Here is a 20,695-nt window from a genome sequence, read left to right on the forward strand (position 1 = left end):
AGAGGCGCGCGCTCACTCTTTGGCCGAAAGCTTTTCATCGACACCCAGGATTTCACCAGCGTGGCATCTACCGGGAAAATGTGGTCCTAAAAAAGTGGCCTCACCTCGCGATGGACCGGAATGGCAGCCATGACCTTGCGCGACATCCCTGTGTTCAGAAGCCGCTCGCGGTTCCTGGAGAAGACAGCCGGCCCCGGGTCAGGGTCATCAACCCCGAGAGCCAGGAACCGTCGAAACAGCAGGTTATACTGCAACAAGCGACGCGCAGGTTCCCGTTCCTCCAGATCACCATGGCTGAACAGCGAACCGCGCGCCTTGTCCGTGCCCCGCATCCCCCTCGTCATCGACTTGCGAGGGGAAGCATGTTCCAGATGCCGCGGCGAGACCCGACGAAACCAGCACCCTGTTTACGACTGCCGCCGGTGGCGCAGATCAGCCAACAAGCTCTCCGGCCAGCGCCCGGTCGATCAGCGCAATCGATTCCGACACCCCGTAAAGCGCGACAAAGCCACCAAAACGCGGGCCCTCGGAGGCGCCCAGCAGCACCTCATAGAGCGCCCTGAACCAGTCGCGCAGCGGATCAAAACCGTGATCCTTGCCGACCGCATATACGATTGTCTGCAGCGCCTCATCCTCGGCCTGACCCTCTTCCGGTCCGGCAAACGCGTCAAGCCGTCCGCGCAGATCAAGGATCGCGGCGCGCTCGGTGTCAGACGGGAGGCGGAACACCCGGTTCGGCGCGATCTTGTCCTGGAAGTAGCGCAGGGCGAACCCCGCCGCCGCATCGAGATCCGGGTTGGCTTCCGGTGACGCCTCCGGCGCGTAACGGCGGATAAAGCCCCAAAGCCCGGTCGCATCCTTGGCCCCCGCCACCGAGGCGAGGTTCAGCAGCATCGCAAACGGCACCACCATCGTCGATTTCGGCGGCTTGCCATTATGGATATGCCAGACCGGATTGTTGACCTGCTGCTCAACCGGCTGATCGGGGTAGGCTTTCAGCTGCTGGTGATATTCGTCGACCGCCTTCGGGATCACATCCCACCACAGCCGCTTGGCCGTTTTGGGTTTCTGATACATAAAGTAAGACAGGCTCTCGGCCGAGGCATAGGTCAGCCATTCGTCAATCGTCAGACCATTGCCTTTTGATTTCGAGATTTTCTGACCCTCGAAATCGAGAAACAGCTCATAGGTGAAATGGTTCGGCTTGCGGCCGCCCAGGACTTCACAGATCCCGTCATAGATCGGCGTATTGGTCGAATGGTCTTTGCCATACATCTCGAAATCGACATCAAGCTCTGCCCAACGTGCGCCGAAATCGGGCTTCCATTGCAGCTTCACATTGCCACCGGTCACTGGCAGCGTCCATTCGCGCCCATCCTCGTCGTCAAAGGTGATGGTGTGGTTCACCTTGTCGATGGATTTCATCGGCACATACAGAACCCGCCCGGTTTCGGGATGGATCGGCAGGAAGCAGCTATAGGTTTGCTGCCGTTCTTCGCGCAAAGAGGCCAGCATGATCGCCATGATCTCGTCATAGCGCTCGACGCACAGTTTCAGTGTCGCGTCAAACAGACCCGCACGGTAGAACTCCGTCGAGGAAATGAACTCATATTCGAAGCCGAACGTGTCGAGAAACCGGCGCAGCATGGCGTTGTTATGCGCGCCAAAGCTCTCATATTCACCAAACGGGTCCGGAACGCTGGTCAGCGGCTTCTGGATATTGGCCTTCAGCAGATCCTGCTGCGGCACATTTTCCGGCACTTTGCGCATCCCGTCGAGATCGTCGGAAAAACAGATCAGCCGCGTCGGGATATCCGAGATCGCCTCAAAAGCGCGGCGGATCATCGTCGTGCGCGCCACCTCGCCAAAGGTACCGATATGAGGCAGGCCGCTCGGGCCGTAGCCGGTCTCGAACAGCACATAGCCCTTTTCAGGCGCCTTCTTCTCATACCGTTTGAGCAGCGCGCGGGCCTCTTCGAAAGGCCAGGCTTTCGACTTCATCGCCGCATCGCGGAGCTCAGACATGAGAATTTCCTTACCTGTCACCATCGGCGCCAGTGCCGACGGGAAGCCCCGCTGTATTGCCGCAGGCAGTTTTCGTCAATGTGCCGGGCAACGCTGCGCGCATCTTTGCCCCCATAGGCCTTGATGATGTGACCGCCCCCCCCGACGGCATCTGTTTGCCAGGTTGGGTCTGCGAGGATCCACACAGGAGAGCGGTCACATCATGTGTGGGTAGCCCCGGTTTTAGCGGGCTGTCGCCTCGGCTGGCATCATACGGTCGAATGCGTCCATGTGTCAGGCCTTTTGTCGGAACGCTATGCTCCTTGGCCGGTATGGGATCCGCGGGTTGTGGTCAAAACATCAAAGCGAGCTCGGAGCTCTCCATGTGACACTGGTTTCCCCAACCCCGATCTGTCCGATCGATTTCATACAAGCTTCAGCTTCTCCCGCATTTTCGAGACGGTGCTGCTGACCTCGTCAGTTCGCCATCAGCGGTCCCCCTCGAAACTCTTCGTTCTTCGTGATCATGGCCCACAGCATTCTGGCCATTTTGTTTGCCAGCGCGATGGCGGCCAGCATCCGTGGCTTGCGGGCCAGGATCCGACCCAACCAGGAGCTTTCCGCAGGGGGCCGGATCCTGGTGCCAGAGATTACGACCATCGCGCCAATGATCAGCAAACGCCGGATATCGCGTTGACCCGATTTGCTCGTGCGTCCAAGCCTCTGCTTCCCGCCGCTGGAATGCTGTCGCGGCACGAGACCCAGCCAGGCCGAGAAGTCTCGTCCTTGGCGGAAGCTCTGCAGTGGCGGCGCGAACGCCGCCAGCGCCATCGCGGAAATGGGGCCAACACCGGGCATCCTCTGCAGTCGGGCCGAGAACCGCGACCGTCTGCTGGCCGTCGCGACTTGTGCATCAAGCTCGGCGATGCGCTGCGACAGGCTGTCGATCTGATCAAAGCAAAGCTGCGCCATGTGGCCGACCACCGCAGGAAGATCATCTGCGCCCTCGGCGCCCGGCTCCAGAACGGCCCGCAGCTTATCCACGTTCTCCCGCCCCTTTCCGGCGACAAGCCCGAATTCGGCGAGATGTCCACGCAAGGCATTGATCACCTGCGTTCGTTGTCCGACCAGAAGATCCCGCAGCCTGAAGATCATGCCGAGGCCCTGCTGCTCCGGTGTCTTCACCTCGACAAAACGCATGGTCGGCCGACTGCCCGCCTCTGCGATCGCCTCGGCATCCGCCATGTCGTTTTTCTGGCTCTTCACATATGGCTTGACGAATTTCGGGGCTATCAGGCGCACCTCATGCCCGATGGCCGCCAGCGTCCGCGCCCAGTGATGGGCCGTGGCGCAGGCCTCCATCGCAACGACGCACCCGGGCTGCGACTGCATGAACATGAGAAACTGCTTGCGCGACAGTTTCTTGCGAAACACAACCTCACCCTCTGCTGTCGCTCCGTGCAGTTGAAAGACCTGTTTCGCCAAGTCAACGCCGATGATCGAGACTTCCTTCATAGGGGTTACTCCTGATCCTTTCTGGATCACTGTGGCACATAAGTGCCGTCGGAGGGGCTACCCAACCCATCATCAAGGCCTATGGAGACGGACCGAAACCTCCATACCGGTCGCCGAAGCCCCAAGACCACGCAGCGATGCCCTGGTCAAAAGCGCGTGATAGGTATCCCGGGCGAAATGAGCCACCACCTTGGCCCGCCCCGGCGCGATATGGGCGCGCAACGCCTCGAGCGAGGGCAGAAAGTGGATCAGCCCACGCAGGATCCCCGCATCCCCCTTGGCACCTATCAGCGCCTGTGTCGCGTCCTAGCCGATCTCTTTCAGGCCGCTCGCCGCAGAAATCGCCACTGGATTCAGCCCGACCGGCAGCTAGCCGCTGATCCTCGCCCCGCCAGCGGCGTCAAAGCCTGAAGCCCACGCGGAAGGTGACCCGTTATCCGGCACGGTCAGCCTGTCGTCCGAGAGCTGCGCCTGGCTGAAATCTGCTGGGACAAGCGCTTCGCAGCCCTCGGGCACCCCGCAGCCAGCACCAGCGCGCCTGCCTGCTGCGCACCGAGCCGGCCCCGAGGCTTGCGCGCGAAGTACCTCGCCCGGGACCGGGCTGGCGAGGGCCAGCAAGGCGGCGCCTCCGGCCTTTGTCAGTCCCATCTCACAGGGGCGGTCCGCGGCCAGCGGGGTGATCTGGTCACTCACCACGCGCCGCCCAGCCAGCTTGTCCAGCGCGGCCAAAGCGCCAGCCCGCCAATGCCCCGCCACAAGAGCCAGAATACCAGGCGGCTTGCGCAAATCAGCCGAGCGGGGTCTGTCATGACAGCGAGACTGCATAGCGATCCCAGAGCGAACAAGGGGAAAGGCCCATGCCGGCGTCTCTCCCGGCGGCGCTTCGCAAGATTGAGGCGTTGGCCTTGCCGCGAAAGGCGGCAACGATTAGCTTCGCCGCAGACAAACTTACCTTGCGCAAACACCTGCGCAGACTTCGGAGTGAGTGACTTGCAGCAGACCGCCCCCCCTTCGATGTCGGCCCAGGATGCCCTCGTCGCCGTGATGATCGCCTGTTCGGCCTCGGACCAGAATATGCGTACGGCCGAGCTGGTGGCGATTCAGAGCATGGTCAATCTGATGCCGGTTTTCTCGGGCTATGATACCGACAGGATGCGGCGCGTGTCGCAGACGGTCTTTGACCTCTTCGAGGAAGAAGACGGGCTTGATGCGTTTTTCGGCCTGATCCGCGATGCCCTGCCCGAACGGCTGCATGAGACCGCCTATGCGCTGGCCTGTGATGTCGTGACCGCAGACGGGCGCCACAGCCAGGAAGAACTCCGGATGCTCGAAGAGCTGCGCGAGGAACTTCGGATCGACCGCCTCCATGCCGCCGCGATTGAATGGGCGGCGCGGGTGCGGCATTTGCGGGCCTGAACAGGCGGGACCGCCCGGGTGCCCTCCGGGCGATCTTAGCCCCCGAACGGATCCGCCGGATAGCCAACTCCGGTCAGATAAAGTCCCTCGGGCGGGCAGACCGGGCCACAGGCGGCGCGGTCTTTCGCCTCCAGGGCCTCTTTCACGCGGGCCGGCGGCCAGCCGCCCGCCCCCACCCGCTCCAGCGTACCGACGACCGAACGGACCTGATTGTGCAGGAAACTGCGGGCGCGCAGGTAAAAGCGGAATTCCTGCCCCCCCGCGCAGGGGACTTCCTCGATTGAGATTTCATCGATCGTCTTCACCGGGCTTTGCGCCTGGCACATGGTCGACCGGAAGGTGGTGAAGTCATGAAGCCCGATCAGATGCGCAGCCCCTGCCCGCATCGCCCCGAGATCCAGCGCTCCCCGCACCTGCCACATAAGCCCCGCCTCCAGCACCGCCGGCGCGCGCCGGGCCATAAGGCGGAACATGTAGCGCCGTTCCAGCGCCGAAAACCGCGCATGGAAATCGGGTTCCACCCGCGCGCAGGCGGTGATCGCCACCGGCTGTGGTCTCAGATGCCAGTTGAGTGCCTCGGCAAGTCGAAACGGCTCCCAGTCTTTCGCAAGATCGGCATGGGCCACCTGCCCCGTCGCGTGAACGCCTGCATCGGTCCGGCCGGCGGCGGCGATGCGATGCTCGCCCGGTTCCAGCTTCGCCAGGGCCTCTTCAATCGCCTGCTGCACCGAAGGCTGCCCCCCGCCTGGCGCTGCCAGCCGTTGAACGGAGCCCCGTTATACTCGATCCTGAATGCAAAGCGCGCCATTCCCGCCGCTTAGCCCAGAAGCCCCCCTTCGTCCACCTTCCCAAGCAGCAAGGCGCGCCCTATCTTCCCACCGACAGAACAGGGGGCGGGTTTGGCACTTTTCGGCATCACCGACGGCATCGCGCGCGGGATCGATCAGACCCAGGCGGGGATCTCCGGCCTCTTGTTTGAACCCGTGCTGCGACTGGGCGTCACCGGCCTGTCGCGCGCCGGGAAGACCGTCTTCATCACCTCGCTGATCGCCAATCTTTTGCACCGGGGCCGGATGCTGCAACTGAGCGCCGCGCGCGAGGGGCGGATCGAGACCGTCCATCTTCAACCGCAACCCGACCTGACGCTGCCGCGTTTCGAGTATGAGACCCATCTTGCAGCGCTGACCGGCGATGATCCGCGCTGGCCGGCCTCGACCCGCTCGATCTCCGAGCTGCGCCTGTCGTTTCGCACCCGTCCCTCGGGATGGTTCGCGGGGTTTCGCGGGCCACAGATCCTGCATCTGGATATTGTGGATTATCCCGGCGAATGGCTGCTGGATCTGGCGCTGATGGAAAAAACCTTCGCCACCTGGTCCGAAGACACCCTTGCACTGGTGGCGAAACGCGCGCCCCGCCTGGCCGAGGCGCGCGAGTTTCTGGCGCTGGCCCGGGCCGAAGATGGCGCGCTGCCGCTGGACGAGGCCCGCTTACAGCTGCTGACAGCGGGCTTCACGCGCTATCTGACCGCCGCCCGTGCCGCCGGCTGGTCGGATTGTACACCCGGCCGGTTCTTGCTGCCCGGGGATCTCGCCGGCTCGCCCGTCCTGACCTTTGCCCCGATCCCCGAGCCGTCAGAGGCCGGGCGCGGATCGCTCTGGCGCGAGATGGCACGGCGGTTCGAGGGTTATAAGGCTAAGGTGGTGACGCCGTTTTTCCGCGACCATTTTTCCCGGGTTGATCGCCAGATCGTGCTGATGGATGTGCTGGGCGCGATCCATAAGGGGCCGCAGGCGGTCGAGGATCTGCGGAAGGTCATGGCCGAGGTGCTGACCGCCTTTCGCGTCGGGCGTGCCTCCTGGCTGTCATCGCTGATCGGGGCCAGGCGGGTGGCCAGGATCCTTTTCGCGGCGACCCGAGCCGACCATCTGCACCATGAACAGCACCCTGCCCTGACCGCCATCACCGAGGCACTGGTCGCCGATGCGAAGGGGCGCGCCGAATTTGCCGGTGCCGAGGTGGCGGCTTTGTCGCTCGCGAGCCTGCGGGCCACGGTTGAGGAGACCGTGGAACGTGGCGGCGTCCCGCTGCCCGCCGTGCGTGGGCGGCTTCTGACCAGCGGAAAACAGGCGGTGATGTATCCCGGCGCGCTGCCCGCAGATCCGGCGCGGATCCTCTCGCCGGCGCGCGAGGGTGCATCAGACTGGCTCGACGCGGAATTCGGCATGATGGAATTCGCGCCCGCGCGGCTTTCGCTGAAACCGGGCGACGGACCGCCGCATATCCGCCTCGACCGCGCCGTCGAATTTCTGATCGGAGACCGGCTGTGACCCAATCCCCCACCGCCCCTTTGTCGAGGAAATCCATGCGGATGACATCCCCGAGGCCGATCCTGGCGCCGCACCGCCGATCAGCGATCTGCCCGGGGCGGATCTCATGCTGGAGCAGCTGGCACGCGCTGCCGGAGCGCGGCGCTCGGGTCTGACACGCGCCGCGATCTGGGTGTTTTCAACGCTTTTCACCTTTGTTCTCGGGTCGCGGCCTGGGATTTCACCGCCTCGCTTTTCACCCGCAATGCGGTTCTGGGCTGGATCGCCTTTGTGCTGATCGCGCTGGCGGTTCTGATCGCGCTGATCATGGCCGCGCGTGAGGCAATGGGTTTTGCCCGGATCGCGCGGCTTGACCATCTGCGCGCCCGCGCGGTTTCGGCGCATGTGAATGCCGATCTGAAGGCCGCGCGCAGCGTGACCGGAAGCATCACCAACCTTTACAGCGCGCGTGCCGAGGCCGCCTGGGGGCTGAAACGGTTTGAGGACCATCAGGCCGAGGTGCTGGACGCCGATGCGGTGCTGGCCCTGGCCGAGACCGAGATCCTCGCGCCGCTCGATGCCGCTGCACGGGCCGAAATCGAGGCCGCTGCGCGGCGCGTCGCTCTGGTGACGGCGCTTGTGCCGCTGGCTTTGGCGGATGTGGCGGCGGTTCTCTATTCCAATCTCGCGATGATCCGGCGGATTGCGATGATCTATGGCGGCCGGTCGGGAACACTGGGCAGCTGGAGCCTTTTGCGCCGGGTGTTTTCCTCGCTGCTGGCGGCGGGGGCGGTGTCGCTGGCGGATGATCTGATGGGATCTGTGGCAGGCGGCGGGGTGCTGTCAAAACTGTCGCGCCGCTTTGGCGAGGGGGTGGTCAATGGCGCGCTGACGGCCCGGATCGGGGTGGCCGCAATGGAGCAATGCCGGCCATTGCCGTTTCGTGCCCTGCCCCGGCCCGGGGTTTCGGGGCTGGTGTCGCGGGCGCTTGCAGGGCTGATCCCGCGCGGGGGGTGATTGTTGCGCGCATGGGGGCGCTGCCCCCGTCTGCCTTTGGCAGACTCCCCCGGGATATTTAAGGCCAGATGAAAGACGCAGAAAAAGGCCCCGGAAGACGTTTCCGGGGCCTTTTGTTTCGTATCAGGCTTTCAGGTCGAAACGGTCGCCGTTCATCACCCTGACCCAGGCTTTGACGAAGTCCTGGACCAGCTTTTCCTTGTTGTCGTCCTGGGCATAAACCTCGGCAATCGCGCGCAGGATCGAGTTCGAGCCGAAGACGAGGTCAACGCGGGTGGCCGAGTAAACCTTCGCACCGGTCTTGCGGTCCTGGATCTCATAGGTCGATTTCGACACCGGCACCCATTTGAACGCCATATCGGTCAGCGTGGCGAAGAAGTCGTTCGTGAGCGCGCCTGGGGTCTGCGTGAAGACACCATGCGCAGAACCTGCATGGTTCGCGCCGATCACCCGCAGCCCGCCCAGAAGGACGGTCATTTCCGGCGCGCTCAGACCCATCAGCTGGGCCCGGTCAAGCAGAAGCTCCTCGGGAGAGACGGTGTAATCGGCTTTGACCCAGTTGCGGAAGCCGTCATGGATCGGCTCCAGCGGCCCGAAGCTTTCCGCATCGGTCTGGGCGTCGGTTGCATCGCCACGGCCCGGTGCGAAGGGGACCTCGACAGGGAAACCAGCCGCTTTCGCGGCCTGTTCCACGCCGACACCGCCCGCCAGCACGATCACATCGGCGAGGCTCGCGCCTGCGGCCTGCGCGAGCGGGCCAAGCACCGAGAGGACGCGCGCCAGACGGGCGGGCTCGTTGCCTTCCCAGTCTTTTTGCGGCGCGAGCCGGATGCGGGCCCCGTTCGCACCGCCGCGATTGTCGGAATGGCGGAAGGTGCGCGCGGAATCCCAGGCGGTGGCCACCAGATCCTGCACCGAAAGGCCGGAAGCGGCGATTTTGGCCTTCAGCCCGGTCACATCATAGCCGGTCGCCCCGGTCGGGACCGGGTCCTGCCAGATCAGATCTTCCGCCGGCACATCCGGGCCGACATAACGCGATTTCGGGCCGAGGTCGCGATGGGTCAGCTTGAACCAGGCGCGGGCGAAGACTTCGGAAAAATACGCCTGGTCCTCTTTGAACCGGAGCGAGATCTCGCGGTAGCCCGGATCCACCCGCAGCGCCATATCGGCATCGGTCATCATCGGCATGACGCGGATCGACGGGTCTTCCACATCGACCGGCTTGTCTTCTTCGGCAATGAAAACCGGCTCCCACTGATGCGCACCGGCGGGCGTCGTCACGATATGCCATTCATGTTTGAAGAGCATCTCGAAGAAGCCATTATCCCACTGCGTCGGATGGGTGGTCCAGGCGCCTTCCAGCCCCGACACGACCGTGTCGCGACCCACGCCGCGCCCATTGGTGTTGATCCAGCCAAGGCCCTGGAATTCCGGGCCGGCAGCTTCGGGATCGGGCGAAAGATTTGCCGCCGAGCCATTCCCGTGGCATTTGCCGATCGTATGGCCGCCCGCGGTCAGCGCCACGGTTTCCTCGTCATTCATCGCCATGCGCGAGAAGGTCTCGCGCATCTGCGCCGCCGTTTTCAGCGGGTCCGAGACGCCGTTGACCCCTTCCGGGTTCACATAGATCAGGCCCATCTGCACCGCCGCCAGCGGGTTTTCCAGCGTGGCCGGGGTGGCAACATCACCATAGCGGCTGTCAGAGGGCGCCAGCCATTCCTTCTCGGATCCCCAATAGGTGTCCTTCTCGGGATGCCAGATGTCTTCACGGCCAAAGGCGAAGCCGAAGGTCTTCAGACCGGCAACCTCATAGGCAATCGTGCCGGCCAGCAGGATCAGGTCGGCCCAGGAAACCGCATTGCCGTATTTCTTTTTGATCGGCCACAGCAGACGCCGGCCCTTGTCGGTATTGACGTTGTCGGGCCAGGAATTCAGCGGCGCAAAGCGCTGGTTGCCGGTATTGCCGCCGCCGCGCCCGTCGGTCACACGGTAGGACCCCGCCATATGCCAGGCGGTGCGGGCGAACATGCCGACATAGGAGCCGTAATCCGCCGGCCACCAGTCCTGGCTGTCATTCATCAAAGCGCGCAGATCGGCCTTCAGGCCTTCGACATCAAGGGTTTTCAGCGCCTCGCGATAGCTGAAATTCTGCCCCAGCGGATTGGTCTTGCTGTCCTGCTGGCTGAGAATGTCGAGGTTCAGCGCATTCGGCCACCAGGCCATCACACTTTGGCCCAGCTCGGTATTTGCCCCATGGATAACCGGGCATTTGCCACCCGATCTTACATCATTTCCGTCCATTTTTCCTCCGACAGGCTGCGGTTTATCGCGTAGCGCGTATCTCCTGGCATGGCGCGGGCCGACCTTTTGCCGAATCCCCCGTCTGCCTGGCTGCGCTCAGGTCTAGCCAGGTTTTGGAATAATTCAAAATTGCAAAAACTTACTTCTGCGATAAGGTGTTCTTATGAATGCACTGTCTATGAAACATCTGCGCTATTTCGAAGCGCTCTCACGGATCGGCCATTTCGGGCGTGCCGCCGAGGCCTGTGCGATCTCACAGCCGGCGCTGTCGATGCAGATCCGCGAGCTGGAGGCTCTGATCGGCGCGCCGCTGGTGGAACGCGCGGCACGACAGGTCCGTCTGACCGCTCTGGGCGAGGAATTTGCCACCCGTGCCCGTGATATCCTGCGGCGCGTCGACCAGCTTGGCGATCTGGTGCGCGCTGCGGGCGACGAGCCGGGCGGCATTTTGCGGATCGGTGTCATTCCGACGGTCGCGCCCTATCTTCTCCCCGGCCTGATCCAGCATCTGACCCGACGCTGGCCCGCGCTTGATCTGCGCCCGCGCGAGGCGGTGACGCGCACCCTTTTGACCGATCTGACCGAGGGGCGGCTTGACCTTGCCATCCTTGCCTTGCCGGTCTCGGAACCCGCGCTTGAGGAGGTGCCGCTGATCGAGGAGGAATTCCTGCTGGTCCGCCCCCGCTCGGATGCCGGACGCCCGGTGCCGGATGCGGCGCGGCTGGCCGAGATGAGGCTTCTTTTGCTGGAAGAGGGCCATTGCTTCCGCGATCAGGCGCTGTCCTTTTGCAAGATCCCGGCCTCCCGCGCGCCGCGCGATCTGATGGAGGGCAGCTCGCTCTCGACGCTGGTGCAGATGGTCGGTGCGGGAATCGGGGTGACACTGATTCCCGAAATGGCGCTGCCGATCGAGACGAAATCGGCCCAGGTTGCCGTCGACCGGCTTGCCGCACCGCATCCGAAACGTGTGATCGGCATGGTCTGGCGCCGGTCAAACCCGCTTGGCCCCCAGCTTGTTCGGATTGCTGCACTGCTGAAGCAAAGTCTGCCCGTCATGCTGCCACCGCAAAGCCCACCGTATGGCGGCCCGCATCAGCCCTGATTTTACGCGCCTTTCCTGCGCGCGCCGCCGGCGTCCGCCTTGCTGCTCTGCAGCGGCTGCACGGAAATCCGGCAGTCGCCGGAAAATGCGCCAACAGCTTTCCTTATATTCAACTTTATTTCTTGTGTGTTTGTTTGTCTGGTTGTTAGGATTGCTTTGCGCCAGAGCTAATAGGGAGCCGCTTCGATGTGCGGGATTGTTGGACTTTTTCTGAAGGACCGTTCGCTGGAGCCCGATCTGGGCCGTTTGCTGACGGATATGCTGATCACGATGACGGATCGCGGTCCTGATTCTGCGGGGATCGCGATTTACGGCGATGATGCGGGGGGCAAGCTGACGGTTCAGTCTGCCTTTGCGGATCGCGATTTTGCGACGCTTGAGGCGGATCTCGGGGCGGCGATCGGGGCGAAGGTTTCGCTTTCGCGCAAGGACAGCCATGCGATCCTGACGCTTGCGGCGGATAAGATCGCGCCTGCGCGGGCGGCCCTTGCGGCTCTGCGGCCGGATGTGCGGGTGATGAGCGCCGGCGATTCGATCGAGATCTATAAAGAGACCGGGTTGCCGAAAGATGTGGCGGCGCGCTTTGGCGTCTCCAAAATGTCGGGCCGGCACGGGATCGGCCATACGCGGATGGCGACCGAATCGGCGGTCACCACCATGGGGGCACACCCGTTCTCGACCGGGCTTGATCAGTGCCTCGTCCATAACGGCTCGCTCTCGAACCACAATTCGCTGCGCCGCGAGCTGATCCGCGACGGCGTGACGTTCGAGACCCAGAACGATACCGAAGTCGCTGCCGCCTGGCTGTCGCATCAGCTGGCCCAGGGCGTCGAGCTTGGTGACGCGCTGCGCGCCGGTCTTGATGTGCTGGACGGGTTCTACACCTTCGTCGTCGGCACCAAAGACGGCTTTGGCGTGGTGCGCGACCCGATCGCCTGCAAACCGGCGGTCATGGCCGAGACCGATCAATATGTCGCTTTCGGATCGGAATACCGCGCGCTGGTCAACCTGCCGGGGATCGAGGACGCCCGCGTCTGGGAACCGGAACCCGCAACCGTCTATTTCTGGAAGCACTGATATGCAGACGATTGACCTTGCAACCACCACTCTGCGCGACCTGAACGCGACGCTGCAGGCCACCAAAGGCCAGACCAATGCCACCGCCTGGGAGATCACCAATCCCAAGGGCAGCCATGCGCTGGCCGTCGGCCTTGATGCCCCGATCGAAGTCACCGTCAAGGGCTCGACCGGCTATTACACCGCCGGCATGAACAAGCAGGCGACCGTCACCGTGAAGGGCTCGGCGGGCCCGGGTGTGGCCGAGAATATGATGTCGGGCACCGTCGTGATCGAGGGCGATGCCAGCCAATATGCCGGGGCGACCGGCAATGGCGGGCTTCTGGTCATCAAAGGCAATGCATCATCGCGTTGCGGCATTTCGATGAAGGGCATCAATATCGTCGTGCATGGCAATATCGGCCATATGTCGGCTTTCATGGCACAATCGGGCAATCTGGTGGTGCTGGGCGATGCCGGTGACGCGCTTGGCGACAGCCTTTACGAGGCACGGCTTTTCGTGCGCGGCTCGGTCAAATCCCTCGGTGCCGATTGCATCGAGAAAGAGATGCGCCCCGAGCATATCGCCATCCTCCAGGACCTGCTGGCCCAGGCGGGCGCGGATGCAAAGCCCGAAGAGTTCAAACGCTACGGCTCGGCCCGCAAGCTCTATAACTTCAACATCGACAATGCGTCGGCCTATTGAGGATCATGCCCATGAAAGACGAGCAAAAAGTGATCCCGCAGACCGTGCCGCGCCAGTCCTGGACCTATAGCCAGGAGATCAATTCCGAGATCCGCCGCGCCGCGGCGACCGGCATCTATGACATCCGCGGCGGTGGCGCCAAACGCAAGCTGCCGCATTTCGACGACCTCCTGTTCCTTGGCGCCTCGATCTCGCGCTATCCGCTGGAAGGTTACCGCGAGCGCTGCGAGACCAAAGTGGTCCTCGGCACCCGTTTCGCCAAAAAGCCGATCACGCTCGATATCCCGATCACCATCGCGGGGATGAGCTTTGGCGCGCTGTCGGGCGCGGCAAAAGAGGCGCTTGGCCGCGGCGCGACGCTTTCGGGCACCTCGACCACCACCGGTGACGGCGGCATGACCCCCGAAGAGCGCGGCCATTCCAAGACCCTGGTCTATCAGTATCTGCCCTCGCGTTACGGCATGAACCCTGACGATCTGCGCCGCGCCGATGCGATCGAACTGGTGGTCGGCCAGGGCGCCAAACCGGGCGGCGGCGGCATGCTTCTGGGGCAGAAGATCTCGGACCGGGTTGCCAAAATGCGCAACCTTCCCAAGGGTATCGACCAGCGCTCGGCCTGCCGTCACCCCGACTGGACCGGCCCCGATGACCTCGAGATCAAGATCCTCGAGATCCGCGAGATCACCGGCTGGGAGAAGCCGATCTATATCAAGATCGGTGGCGCAAGGCCCTATTACGACACGACGCTGGCGGTCAAAGCGGGCGCCGATGTCGTGGTGATCGACGGTATGCAGGGCGGCACCGCCGCGACCCAGGACGTGTTCATCGAACATGTCGGCCAGCCGACGCTCGCTGCACTGCCCCAGGCGGTGAAGGCGCTGCAGGATCTGGGCATGCATCGCAAAGTGCAGCTGATCGTCTCGGGCGGCATCCGCACCGGCGCCGATGTGGCCAAGGCCCTGGCGCTTGGCGCCGATGCGGTCGCGGTCGGCACCGCCGCGCTGATTGCGCTTGGCGATAATGACCCGCATTGGGAAGCTGAGTACCAGAAGCTCGGCACCACCGCCGGGGCCTATGACGACTGGCATGAGGGCAAGGATCCCGCCGGCATCACCACCCAGGACCCCGAGCTGCAAAAGCGCCTCGACCCGGTCCAGGCGGGGCGGCGGCTCGCGAATTACCTCAAGGTGATGACGCTGGAGGCGCAGACCATCGCGCGGGCCTGCGGCAAGAACCATGTCCATAATCTCGAACCGGAGGATCTCTGCGCGCTGACGGTGGAATCTGCCGCCATGGCGGGCGTGCCACTCGCGGGAACCAGCTGGATCCCGGGGCGCGGCGGCTACTGAACTGCTTTGGAAAGCCGGTCCGGATCTGGGCCGGCTTTCCCTTTCACAACATCGGGCCAGCCCCTCGACGGGCCAGCTGCATCAAAACAACAGGGAATCGAACAAAATGGCCTTGGACAAAGGGCAAAGCGCAAAGCCGCAGACCGGTGCCGAACTGAAGGCATATGCCGAAGCACGCGGCATCCGCTATTTCATGATCTCCTTCACTGACCTTCTCGGCTATCAGCGCGCCAAGCTGGTGCCGACCTGCGCGATCGAGGGAATGTGCAAGGATGGCGCCGGTTTCGCAGGCTTTGCGACCTGGCTTGACGTCACCCCGGCGCATCCCGATATGCTGGCCGTCCCCGACCCCTCGACCGTGATCCAGCTGCCCTGGAACCCCGAAGTCGCCTGGGTCGCCTCGAACCCGGTCATGTCGGAAAAGCCCCTCGACCAGGCGCCGCGCAATGTGCTCCGGAAGCTGGTCGATGAAGCCGCCGAGCTGGGCCTGCGCGTCAAAACCGGCGTCGAGCCGGAATTCTTCCTGCTCAACCCCGATGGCTCCGCTGTCGCCGATGAATTCGACGATGCGGTCAAGCCCTGCTATGATCAGAACGCCATCCTGCGCCGCTATGACCTGATCAAAGAGATCGCCGATGCGATGCTCGATCTCGGCTGGGAACCCTATCAGAACGACCATGAAGACGCGAATGGCCAGTTCGAGATGAACTGGAAATATGACGATGTGCTGGCCACCGCCGACAAGCACGCCTTCTTCAAATTCATGACCCGCGTTCTGGCCGAGAAATACGGGCTGCGCGCCACCTTCATGCCCAAACCCCTGATGGGCAAGACCGGCAATGGCTGCCATGCCCATATCTCGGTCTGGACCATGGACGGCAAGGCAAACGCGTTTTCCGATGACAGCAAAGAGCTCGGCCTCTCCGATAAGGGCCGCGCCTTCCTCGGCGGCATCATGAAACACGCCTCGGCGCTGGCGCTGATCTGCAACCCGACGGTGAACAGCTACAAGCGCATCAACGCGCCCCGCACCTCGTCAGGCGCCACCTGGGCCCCGAATTCGGTGACCTGGACCGGCAATAACCGCACCCATATGGTCCGCGTCCCCGGCCCCGGCCGGTTCGAGCTCCGCCTGCCCGACGGCGCCGCAAACCCCTATCTGATGCAGGCCGTCATCCTCGCCGCCGGCCTCGACGGCATCCGCACCAATGCCGATCCGGGCCCGCGCTCCGACATCAATTTCTACACCGAAGGCCATCTGATCAAAGACGCGCCGAAACTGCCTTTGAACCTCCTCGACGCCATCCGCGCCTTCGACGCCGATGAAGGCCTCAAAGCCGCCCTCGGCGAGGAATTCTCAAACGCCTTCATCAAGATGAAAACCCAGGAATGGAACGAATATTGCGGCCATTTCACACAATGGGAAAAACAAAATACTCTCGATATCTGAGGTCAGATAAGTGAAAGAAACGCCGCCCGGAATGATCTCCGGGCGGCGTTTTCTGTTGCAAATCTGTCAGTTCAATGCGGCTTGCCTGGTCTCGGCATCTATCGTCCAGGCCAGCAGCGCCGCCAGGGCCAGGAGGCCCGAGAACAGCCCGATCGCCATGGCCGTGTCCTGGATGAAGAGATGCACCAGAACCGAAGGCGCCAGCAAGCCGCCCAGCCGCGCCATCGCCCCGGCCGCCCCCATGCCGGTCGCACGGCTTGCGGTCGGATAAAGCTCGGGCGTGAAGGCATAAAGCGCGCCCCAGGTGCCCAAAAGCGCAAAACTCATCACCATCAGCGCGGTCGCGATCAGCACAGGACCGGTCGAGAGGGTGAACAAAAGACAGGCCGCCGCGCTCAGGACAAGAAAGCTGATCAGCGTCTTGCGCCGCCCCCAGGCCTCAACCCCCCAGGCCGCCAGCGCATAGCCGGGGATCTGCGCCAGGGCCAGCACCACGAGGAAGCCATAACCCCGTACAAAGCCGAAGCCCTCATTCGCCAGCCGCGCCGGCATCCAGGTGAAGACCCCGTAATAGCTCATCGAGACAAGGAACCAGACCGCCAGCATCGGGATGGTGCGCCGGATCAGCGCCGGCGAGAAGATCCCGGTTGCGCCCGTGGCCCGGGGCAGCTCAATCCGCGCGGTGCCAGTCCCGGTTTTCCCGTTCATGACAAGCATCTGATCGAGAACGGTTTTTGCCTCGGCCTCGCGCCCTTCGCGCAGAAGGTGCAACGGGCTTTCCGGGATCCAGAAGCGCAGGAAGATGCCGATCACCGCCGGCACGCCGGTCACGAAAAAGATCACGCGCCAGGTCTCGATCCCGCCCCAGCTGCTCGCCGCCCAGGCGGTCAGTGCCACGATTACGGTGCCCACCGCCCAGAAGCCTTCCAGCATCACCAGCCAGCGGCCACGGCGTGACGGCGGCAGAAACTCGGCCATCATCGCGTAATCCACCGGCAGCGTGCCGCCAACCGCGAGGCCGGTCAGGAAACGCAGGACCAGCAGCGTGGTGAAATCCGGGGCAAAGGCCGAGGCGATGCCGAAAACCGCATCCATCGCCACCGTGATGAGAAGGATCCTGCGGCGCCCGAAACGATCCGCGAGCCGCCCGAAAACCGAGGCGCCCACCAGCATGCCCAGAAAGAACAGCGTGCCGGTCTGCAGGGCCTGCGGCACTTCCATCCCGAAACTGGCCGCGATGGAGGCGACGGTGAAGCCTACGGCCAGCACCTGCATCGCATCCGCCGTCCAGACGAGGCCAAAGACTCCCAGAAGCCGGCGCTGGAACCTGCCGGTCCCCGCCCGTTCCAGCACTGTGTCGACTGCAATAGCGGTCATCGTCATCCCTTCCCTGTCCCCCATTTTCCGGGGTGTCTGATAAAATATACTCAAAATGAGCATATATAGGCGGGAGCGAAATATACTCGATGTGAGTTTATGTCAATTCCAACTTTGACAGATTTCGCGAAAGGCTCAGCCCCGGCTGACCGGCAGCCTGGTGCCGGCGAGCGCGCGTGCCTCAAGCACTGCCGGGCGATAGCGGAACAGCATGGCGGGCCGGCCCCGGGATTCGGCCGTGGTCTCGCCGGTTTCCTCGATCAGGTCCTGCTGGTCGATCTGCCGGCGAAAATTCGATTTATGCAGCCTGAGGCCGATCAGTGCCTCAACCAGGCGCTGCAACTGCAGAAACGTGAAGCTCTCCGGCATAAGTTCAAAGGCCACGGGGCGGTATTTGATCTTGGCCCTGAGCCGCGCGATCCCTGTTGCCAGAATGCGGCGATGATCTCCCTGCATGGCGCGCCCTGCGCCTGCCCGCCCTGTTCCGATCTTGTCACTGGCTTCGCCAACCAGCCCGGCCTCATAGAGCAGTTCATAGCGTGACAGAACCAGATCCTCATTCCAGGCCTGACCATCAAGGCCGAAAGCATGGGAGACCCGCTGCACGCGACCGGGATCGCTGGCCGCCCAGAGGTTCAGGGCCGCAATCATGTGCTGCCAGCCCTCGGGCAGGCCGCTGCGGTGATCCTCCCAGGGGAGATATTCATACCAGCCATGCCATTCTGGCCGCCCGGCCCCGGGTGCCGCCTGTTCGCGCACCAGACCGAGATAGGAGATCGAGATGCGCCGCAGATCCGCGTCTTCCCCCGGTCACGGTCGGCAAAGGTGTAGAGCTGTTCCAGAAACCCCACCGGATGCCCCGTCTGGCTTTCGATCCAGTCCCTGAGCCCCGCCTGCAGGCTGCGATGTGACGAGGTGAACGGGCCCGAGGGCAGCGCCTCGCCGGCGGCAACCGTCATCACCCGGGGCGCGTCGCCGGTCACTGCGGCAAGCACCGCAATCAGGTCTGCCTGAGCCAGCCCCGTTGTCACCCTTGCCTCCGCTTTGACCTCTGCCTGACCCCGGACTAGCACGCGGGCGCAGCCTGGCCAACCATTGCCCCGGTCGTGAAGCCGCAAACCTGTAACAGCCCTTTAAACCGCGCCCCGCTTACGTTAACTCAGTGAGGAAACCCCAAACCCGGCTTCCTGCCAGACCGTCACCCGGAGGAGGTGCGGCGGGAGGCTCTCAGGCGAAAGACGACAGCCAGATGCCAGCCTATCGTTCCAGAACCACCACGCATGGCCGCAATATGGCCGGGGCCCGCGGGCTCTGGCGCGCCACGGGGATGAAGGACAGCGATTTCGGCAAGCCGATTATCGCAATTGTGAATTCGTTCACCCAATTCGTGCCCGGTCACGTCCATCTCAAAGACCTCGGCCAGATGGTCGCGCGTGAGGTCGAGGCGGCGGGCGGTGTCGCGAAAGAGTTCAACACCATCGCCGTCGATGACGGGATCGCGATGGGCCATGACGGCATGCTGTATTCGCTCCCCTCGCGTGAGATCATCGCGGATTCGGTTGAATATATGGTCAACGCGCATTGCGCCGATGCCATGGTCTGCATCTCGAATTGCGACAAGATCACCCCCGGCATGCTGATGGCCGCGATGCGTCTGAACATCCCGGCGATCTTCGTCTCGGGTGGGCCGATGGAGGCCGGCAAGGTGACGCTCGGTGACGGGCGTGAGGTCAAGCTCGACCTCGTTGACGCGATGGTGGCTGCGGCGGATGACAAAATGTCTGACGCAGATGTGGATGCGATCGAGAAGGCCGCCTGCCCGACCTGTGGCTCGTGTTCGGGGATGTTCACCGCCAATTCGATGAACTGCCTCGCAGAGGCGCTTGGTCTGGCACTGCCGGGGAATGGCTCGACGCTGGCGACACATGCCTTCCGCAAGGGGCTGTTCCTGAAATCGGGGCGGATGATCGTCGAGCTGGCAAAGCGCTGGTACGAGCAGGATGACGCGAATGTGCTGCCCCGCACCATTGCCAGCCGCGCGGCCTTTGATAATGCGATGGCGCTTGATATCGCGATGGGCGGCTCGACCAATACCGTGCTCCACCTGCTGGCCATTGCCCGCGAGGGCGGCGTTGATTTCGGCATGGATGAGATCGACGCGCTGTCGCGCAAAGTCCCCTGCCTGAGCAAGGTCGCACCGAACGTGGCGGGCGTGCATATGGAAGATGTCCACCGCGCCGGCGGCATCATGTCGCTGCTGGGCGAACTCGACCGTGGCGGGCTGATCAATCGCGACTGCCCGACCGTCCATTCCGAGACCATGGGCGAGGCGCTTGCCGCCTGGGACATCGCGGTGACGAACAACCCCGAGGCACGGGAACTGTATCTCGCTGCCCCCGGTGGGGTGCCGACGCAGGTTGCGTTCTCCCAAAGCTCGCTCTGGCCAAGCCTTGATACCGACCGCGAAAAGGGCGTGATCCGCTCGGTCGAACATGCGTTTTCGAAAGAGGGCGGGCTTGCGGTCCTGAAGGGCAATATCGCGCTGGATGGCTGTATCGTGAAGACCGCAGGCGTCGACGAGTCGATCCTGAAATTCTCGGGCCCGGCTGTGGTGTTCGAAAGCCAGGACGCGGCGGTCAAAGGCATCCTGAACAAGGGCGTCAAGGCCGGCGATGTGGTAGTGATCCGCTATGAGGGGCCGAAAGGCGGGCCGGGGATGCAGGAAATGCTCTACCCGACCTCTTACCTGAAATCGCGGGGCCTCGGCAAAGTCTGTGCACTGATCACCGACGGGCGGTTCTCGGGCGGCACTTCGGGCCTTTCCATCGGCCATGCCAGCCCCGAAGCGGCAGCCGGCGGCACCATCGGCCTTGTGAAGGACGGCGATCTGATCGAGATTGACATCCCGAACCGCACGATCACGCTCGCGGTCCCCGAGGCGGAACTGGACGCGCGGCGCGTCGAACAGGACCGTCTGGGCTGGAAACCCGCACAGCCAAGAAAGCGCAATGTGACCACCGCGCTCAAGGCCTATGCGGCCTTTGCGTCTTCGGCCGATAAGGGTGCGGTGCGCATTCTGCCGGAGTAATCTGCGGC

15 protein-coding genes and 2 pseudogenes are annotated in these 20,695 nt (G+C 63.4%); 9 read left to right on the forward strand and 8 right to left on the reverse strand.

All coding sequences use genetic code 11. The features are described 5' to 3' along the window. Positions 1-14: 14 nt before the first annotated feature. The 3 genes and pseudogenes from QNO18_RS16225 to QNO18_RS16235 form a co-directional block, all read right to left on the reverse strand. Positions 15-332 (reverse strand): annotated as a pseudogene (locus QNO18_RS16225) (transposase); the annotation flags it as partial. Between the two features lie 100 nt (positions 333-432). Next, positions 433-2,025 carry a lysine--tRNA ligase gene (locus QNO18_RS16230; RefSeq protein WP_283178520.1) on the reverse strand — a complete coding sequence of 531 codons (1,593 nt, stop codon included), beginning with the start codon at positions 2,023-2,025 and terminating at the stop codon, positions 433-435. Positions 2,026-2,481: 456 nt separating this feature from the next. Beyond that, the gene (locus QNO18_RS16235) at positions 2,482-3,519 is read right to left on the reverse strand and encodes an IS110 family transposase (RefSeq protein ID WP_283178521.1); all 1,038 of its coding nucleotides are present in this window, start codon (positions 3,517-3,519) and stop codon (positions 2,482-2,484) included. A 1,014-nt stretch (positions 3,520-4,533) separates the two neighbouring features. Here QNO18_RS16235 and QNO18_RS16240 point away from each other — a divergent pair. Continuing rightward, a complete protein-coding gene (locus QNO18_RS16240) occupies positions 4,534-4,935 on the forward strand; it encodes a tellurite resistance TerB family protein (RefSeq protein WP_198839334.1) in 402 nt (133 codons plus the stop codon). A gap of 35 nt (positions 4,936-4,970) precedes the next feature. On the opposite strand, the pseudogene truA reads toward QNO18_RS16240, so the two are convergent. Then, positions 4,971-5,743 (reverse strand): annotated as a pseudogene (gene truA, locus QNO18_RS16245) (tRNA pseudouridine(38-40) synthase TruA). Between the two features lie 91 nt (positions 5,744-5,834). On the opposite strand from truA, the gene QNO18_RS16250 reads away from it, so the two are divergent. Together QNO18_RS16250 and QNO18_RS16255 are read left to right on the forward strand one after the other, a co-directional pair. Next, positions 5,835-7,262 carry a YcjX family protein gene (locus QNO18_RS16250; RefSeq protein WP_283178522.1) on the forward strand — a complete coding sequence of 476 codons (1,428 nt, stop codon included), beginning with the start codon at positions 5,835-5,837 and terminating at the stop codon, positions 7,260-7,262. A 168-nt stretch (positions 7,263-7,430) separates the two neighbouring features. Beyond that, positions 7,431-8,258, forward strand: a complete 828-nt coding sequence (locus QNO18_RS16255) for a TIGR01620 family protein (RefSeq protein WP_349293888.1) — start codon at positions 7,431-7,433, stop codon at positions 8,256-8,258. 123 nt (positions 8,259-8,381) lie between these two features. Here the strand turns inward: QNO18_RS16255 and katG are convergent, their stop codons facing one another. Then, positions 8,382-10,559: a catalase/peroxidase HPI gene (katG, locus tag QNO18_RS16260; RefSeq protein WP_283178523.1), complete on the reverse strand. Its 2,178-nt coding sequence runs from the start codon at positions 10,557-10,559 to the stop codon at positions 8,382-8,384. A 163-nt stretch (positions 10,560-10,722) separates the two neighbouring features. Here katG and QNO18_RS16265 point away from each other — a divergent pair, with 163 nt between their 5' ends. The 5 genes from QNO18_RS16265 to glnT all read left to right on the forward strand — a co-directional run bounded on the left by QNO18_RS16265 (position 10,723) and on the right by glnT (position 16,222). Beyond that, positions 10,723-11,661, forward strand: a complete 939-nt coding sequence (locus QNO18_RS16265; protein WP_283178524.1) for a hydrogen peroxide-inducible genes activator — start codon at positions 10,723-10,725, stop codon at positions 11,659-11,661. Between the two features lie 186 nt (positions 11,662-11,847). Further along, positions 11,848-12,738 carry a glutamine amidotransferase family protein gene (locus tag QNO18_RS16270; RefSeq protein ID WP_283177261.1) on the forward strand — a complete coding sequence of 297 codons (891 nt, stop codon included), beginning with the start codon at positions 11,848-11,850 and terminating at the stop codon, positions 12,736-12,738. Between the two features lies 1 nt (position 12,739). Continuing rightward, positions 12,740-13,423 (forward strand): GXGXG domain-containing protein, encoded by a 684-nt coding sequence (locus QNO18_RS16275; RefSeq protein ID WP_283177262.1) that lies wholly within the window; start codon positions 12,740-12,742, stop codon positions 13,421-13,423. An 11-nt stretch (positions 13,424-13,434) separates the two neighbouring features. Beyond that, positions 13,435-14,772 carry an FMN-binding glutamate synthase family protein gene (locus QNO18_RS16280; protein WP_283177263.1) on the forward strand — a complete coding sequence of 446 codons (1,338 nt, stop codon included), beginning with the start codon at positions 13,435-13,437 and terminating at the stop codon, positions 14,770-14,772. A 106-nt stretch (positions 14,773-14,878) separates the two neighbouring features. Continuing rightward, positions 14,879-16,222, forward strand: coding sequence for a type III glutamate--ammonia ligase (glnT, locus tag QNO18_RS16285; protein ID WP_283177264.1), 1,344 nt, complete (start codon positions 14,879-14,881; stop codon positions 16,220-16,222). Between the two features lie 66 nt (positions 16,223-16,288). Here glnT and QNO18_RS16290 read toward each other — a convergent pair whose 3' ends face one another. From QNO18_RS16290 to QNO18_RS16300, 3 genes are all read right to left on the reverse strand, one after another. Beyond that, on the reverse strand, positions 16,289-17,599 hold the full coding sequence (locus QNO18_RS16290; protein WP_283178525.1) for an MFS transporter: 1,311 nt from the start codon (positions 17,597-17,599) through the stop codon (positions 16,289-16,291). A gap of 135 nt (positions 17,600-17,734) precedes the next feature. Beyond that, complete coding sequence (locus QNO18_RS16295; RefSeq protein WP_283178526.1) at positions 17,735-18,250, reverse strand: hypothetical protein; 516 nt, start codon at positions 18,248-18,250, stop codon at positions 17,735-17,737. Then, the gene (locus tag QNO18_RS16300) at positions 18,247-18,630 is read right to left on the reverse strand and encodes a hypothetical protein (protein ID WP_283178527.1); all 384 of its coding nucleotides are present in this window, start codon (positions 18,628-18,630) and stop codon (positions 18,247-18,249) included. Before QNO18_RS16300 ends, QNO18_RS16295 begins: the two co-directional genes overlap by 4 nt. A 218-nt stretch (positions 18,631-18,848) precedes the next feature. Between QNO18_RS16300 and ilvD the strand changes: the two genes are divergently transcribed. Continuing rightward, entirely contained in the window at positions 18,849-20,687 is a 1,839-nt protein-coding gene (gene ilvD / locus QNO18_RS16305; RefSeq protein ID WP_283178528.1) for a dihydroxy-acid dehydratase, read from the forward strand. The last annotated feature ends 8 nt before the right edge of the window (positions 20,688-20,695 follow it).

The sequence above is a fragment of the Gemmobacter sp. 24YEA27 genome, assembly GCF_030052995.1.
In the GTDB taxonomy this organism is placed as follows: Bacteria; Pseudomonadota; Alphaproteobacteria; order Rhodobacterales; family Rhodobacteraceae; genus Pseudogemmobacter.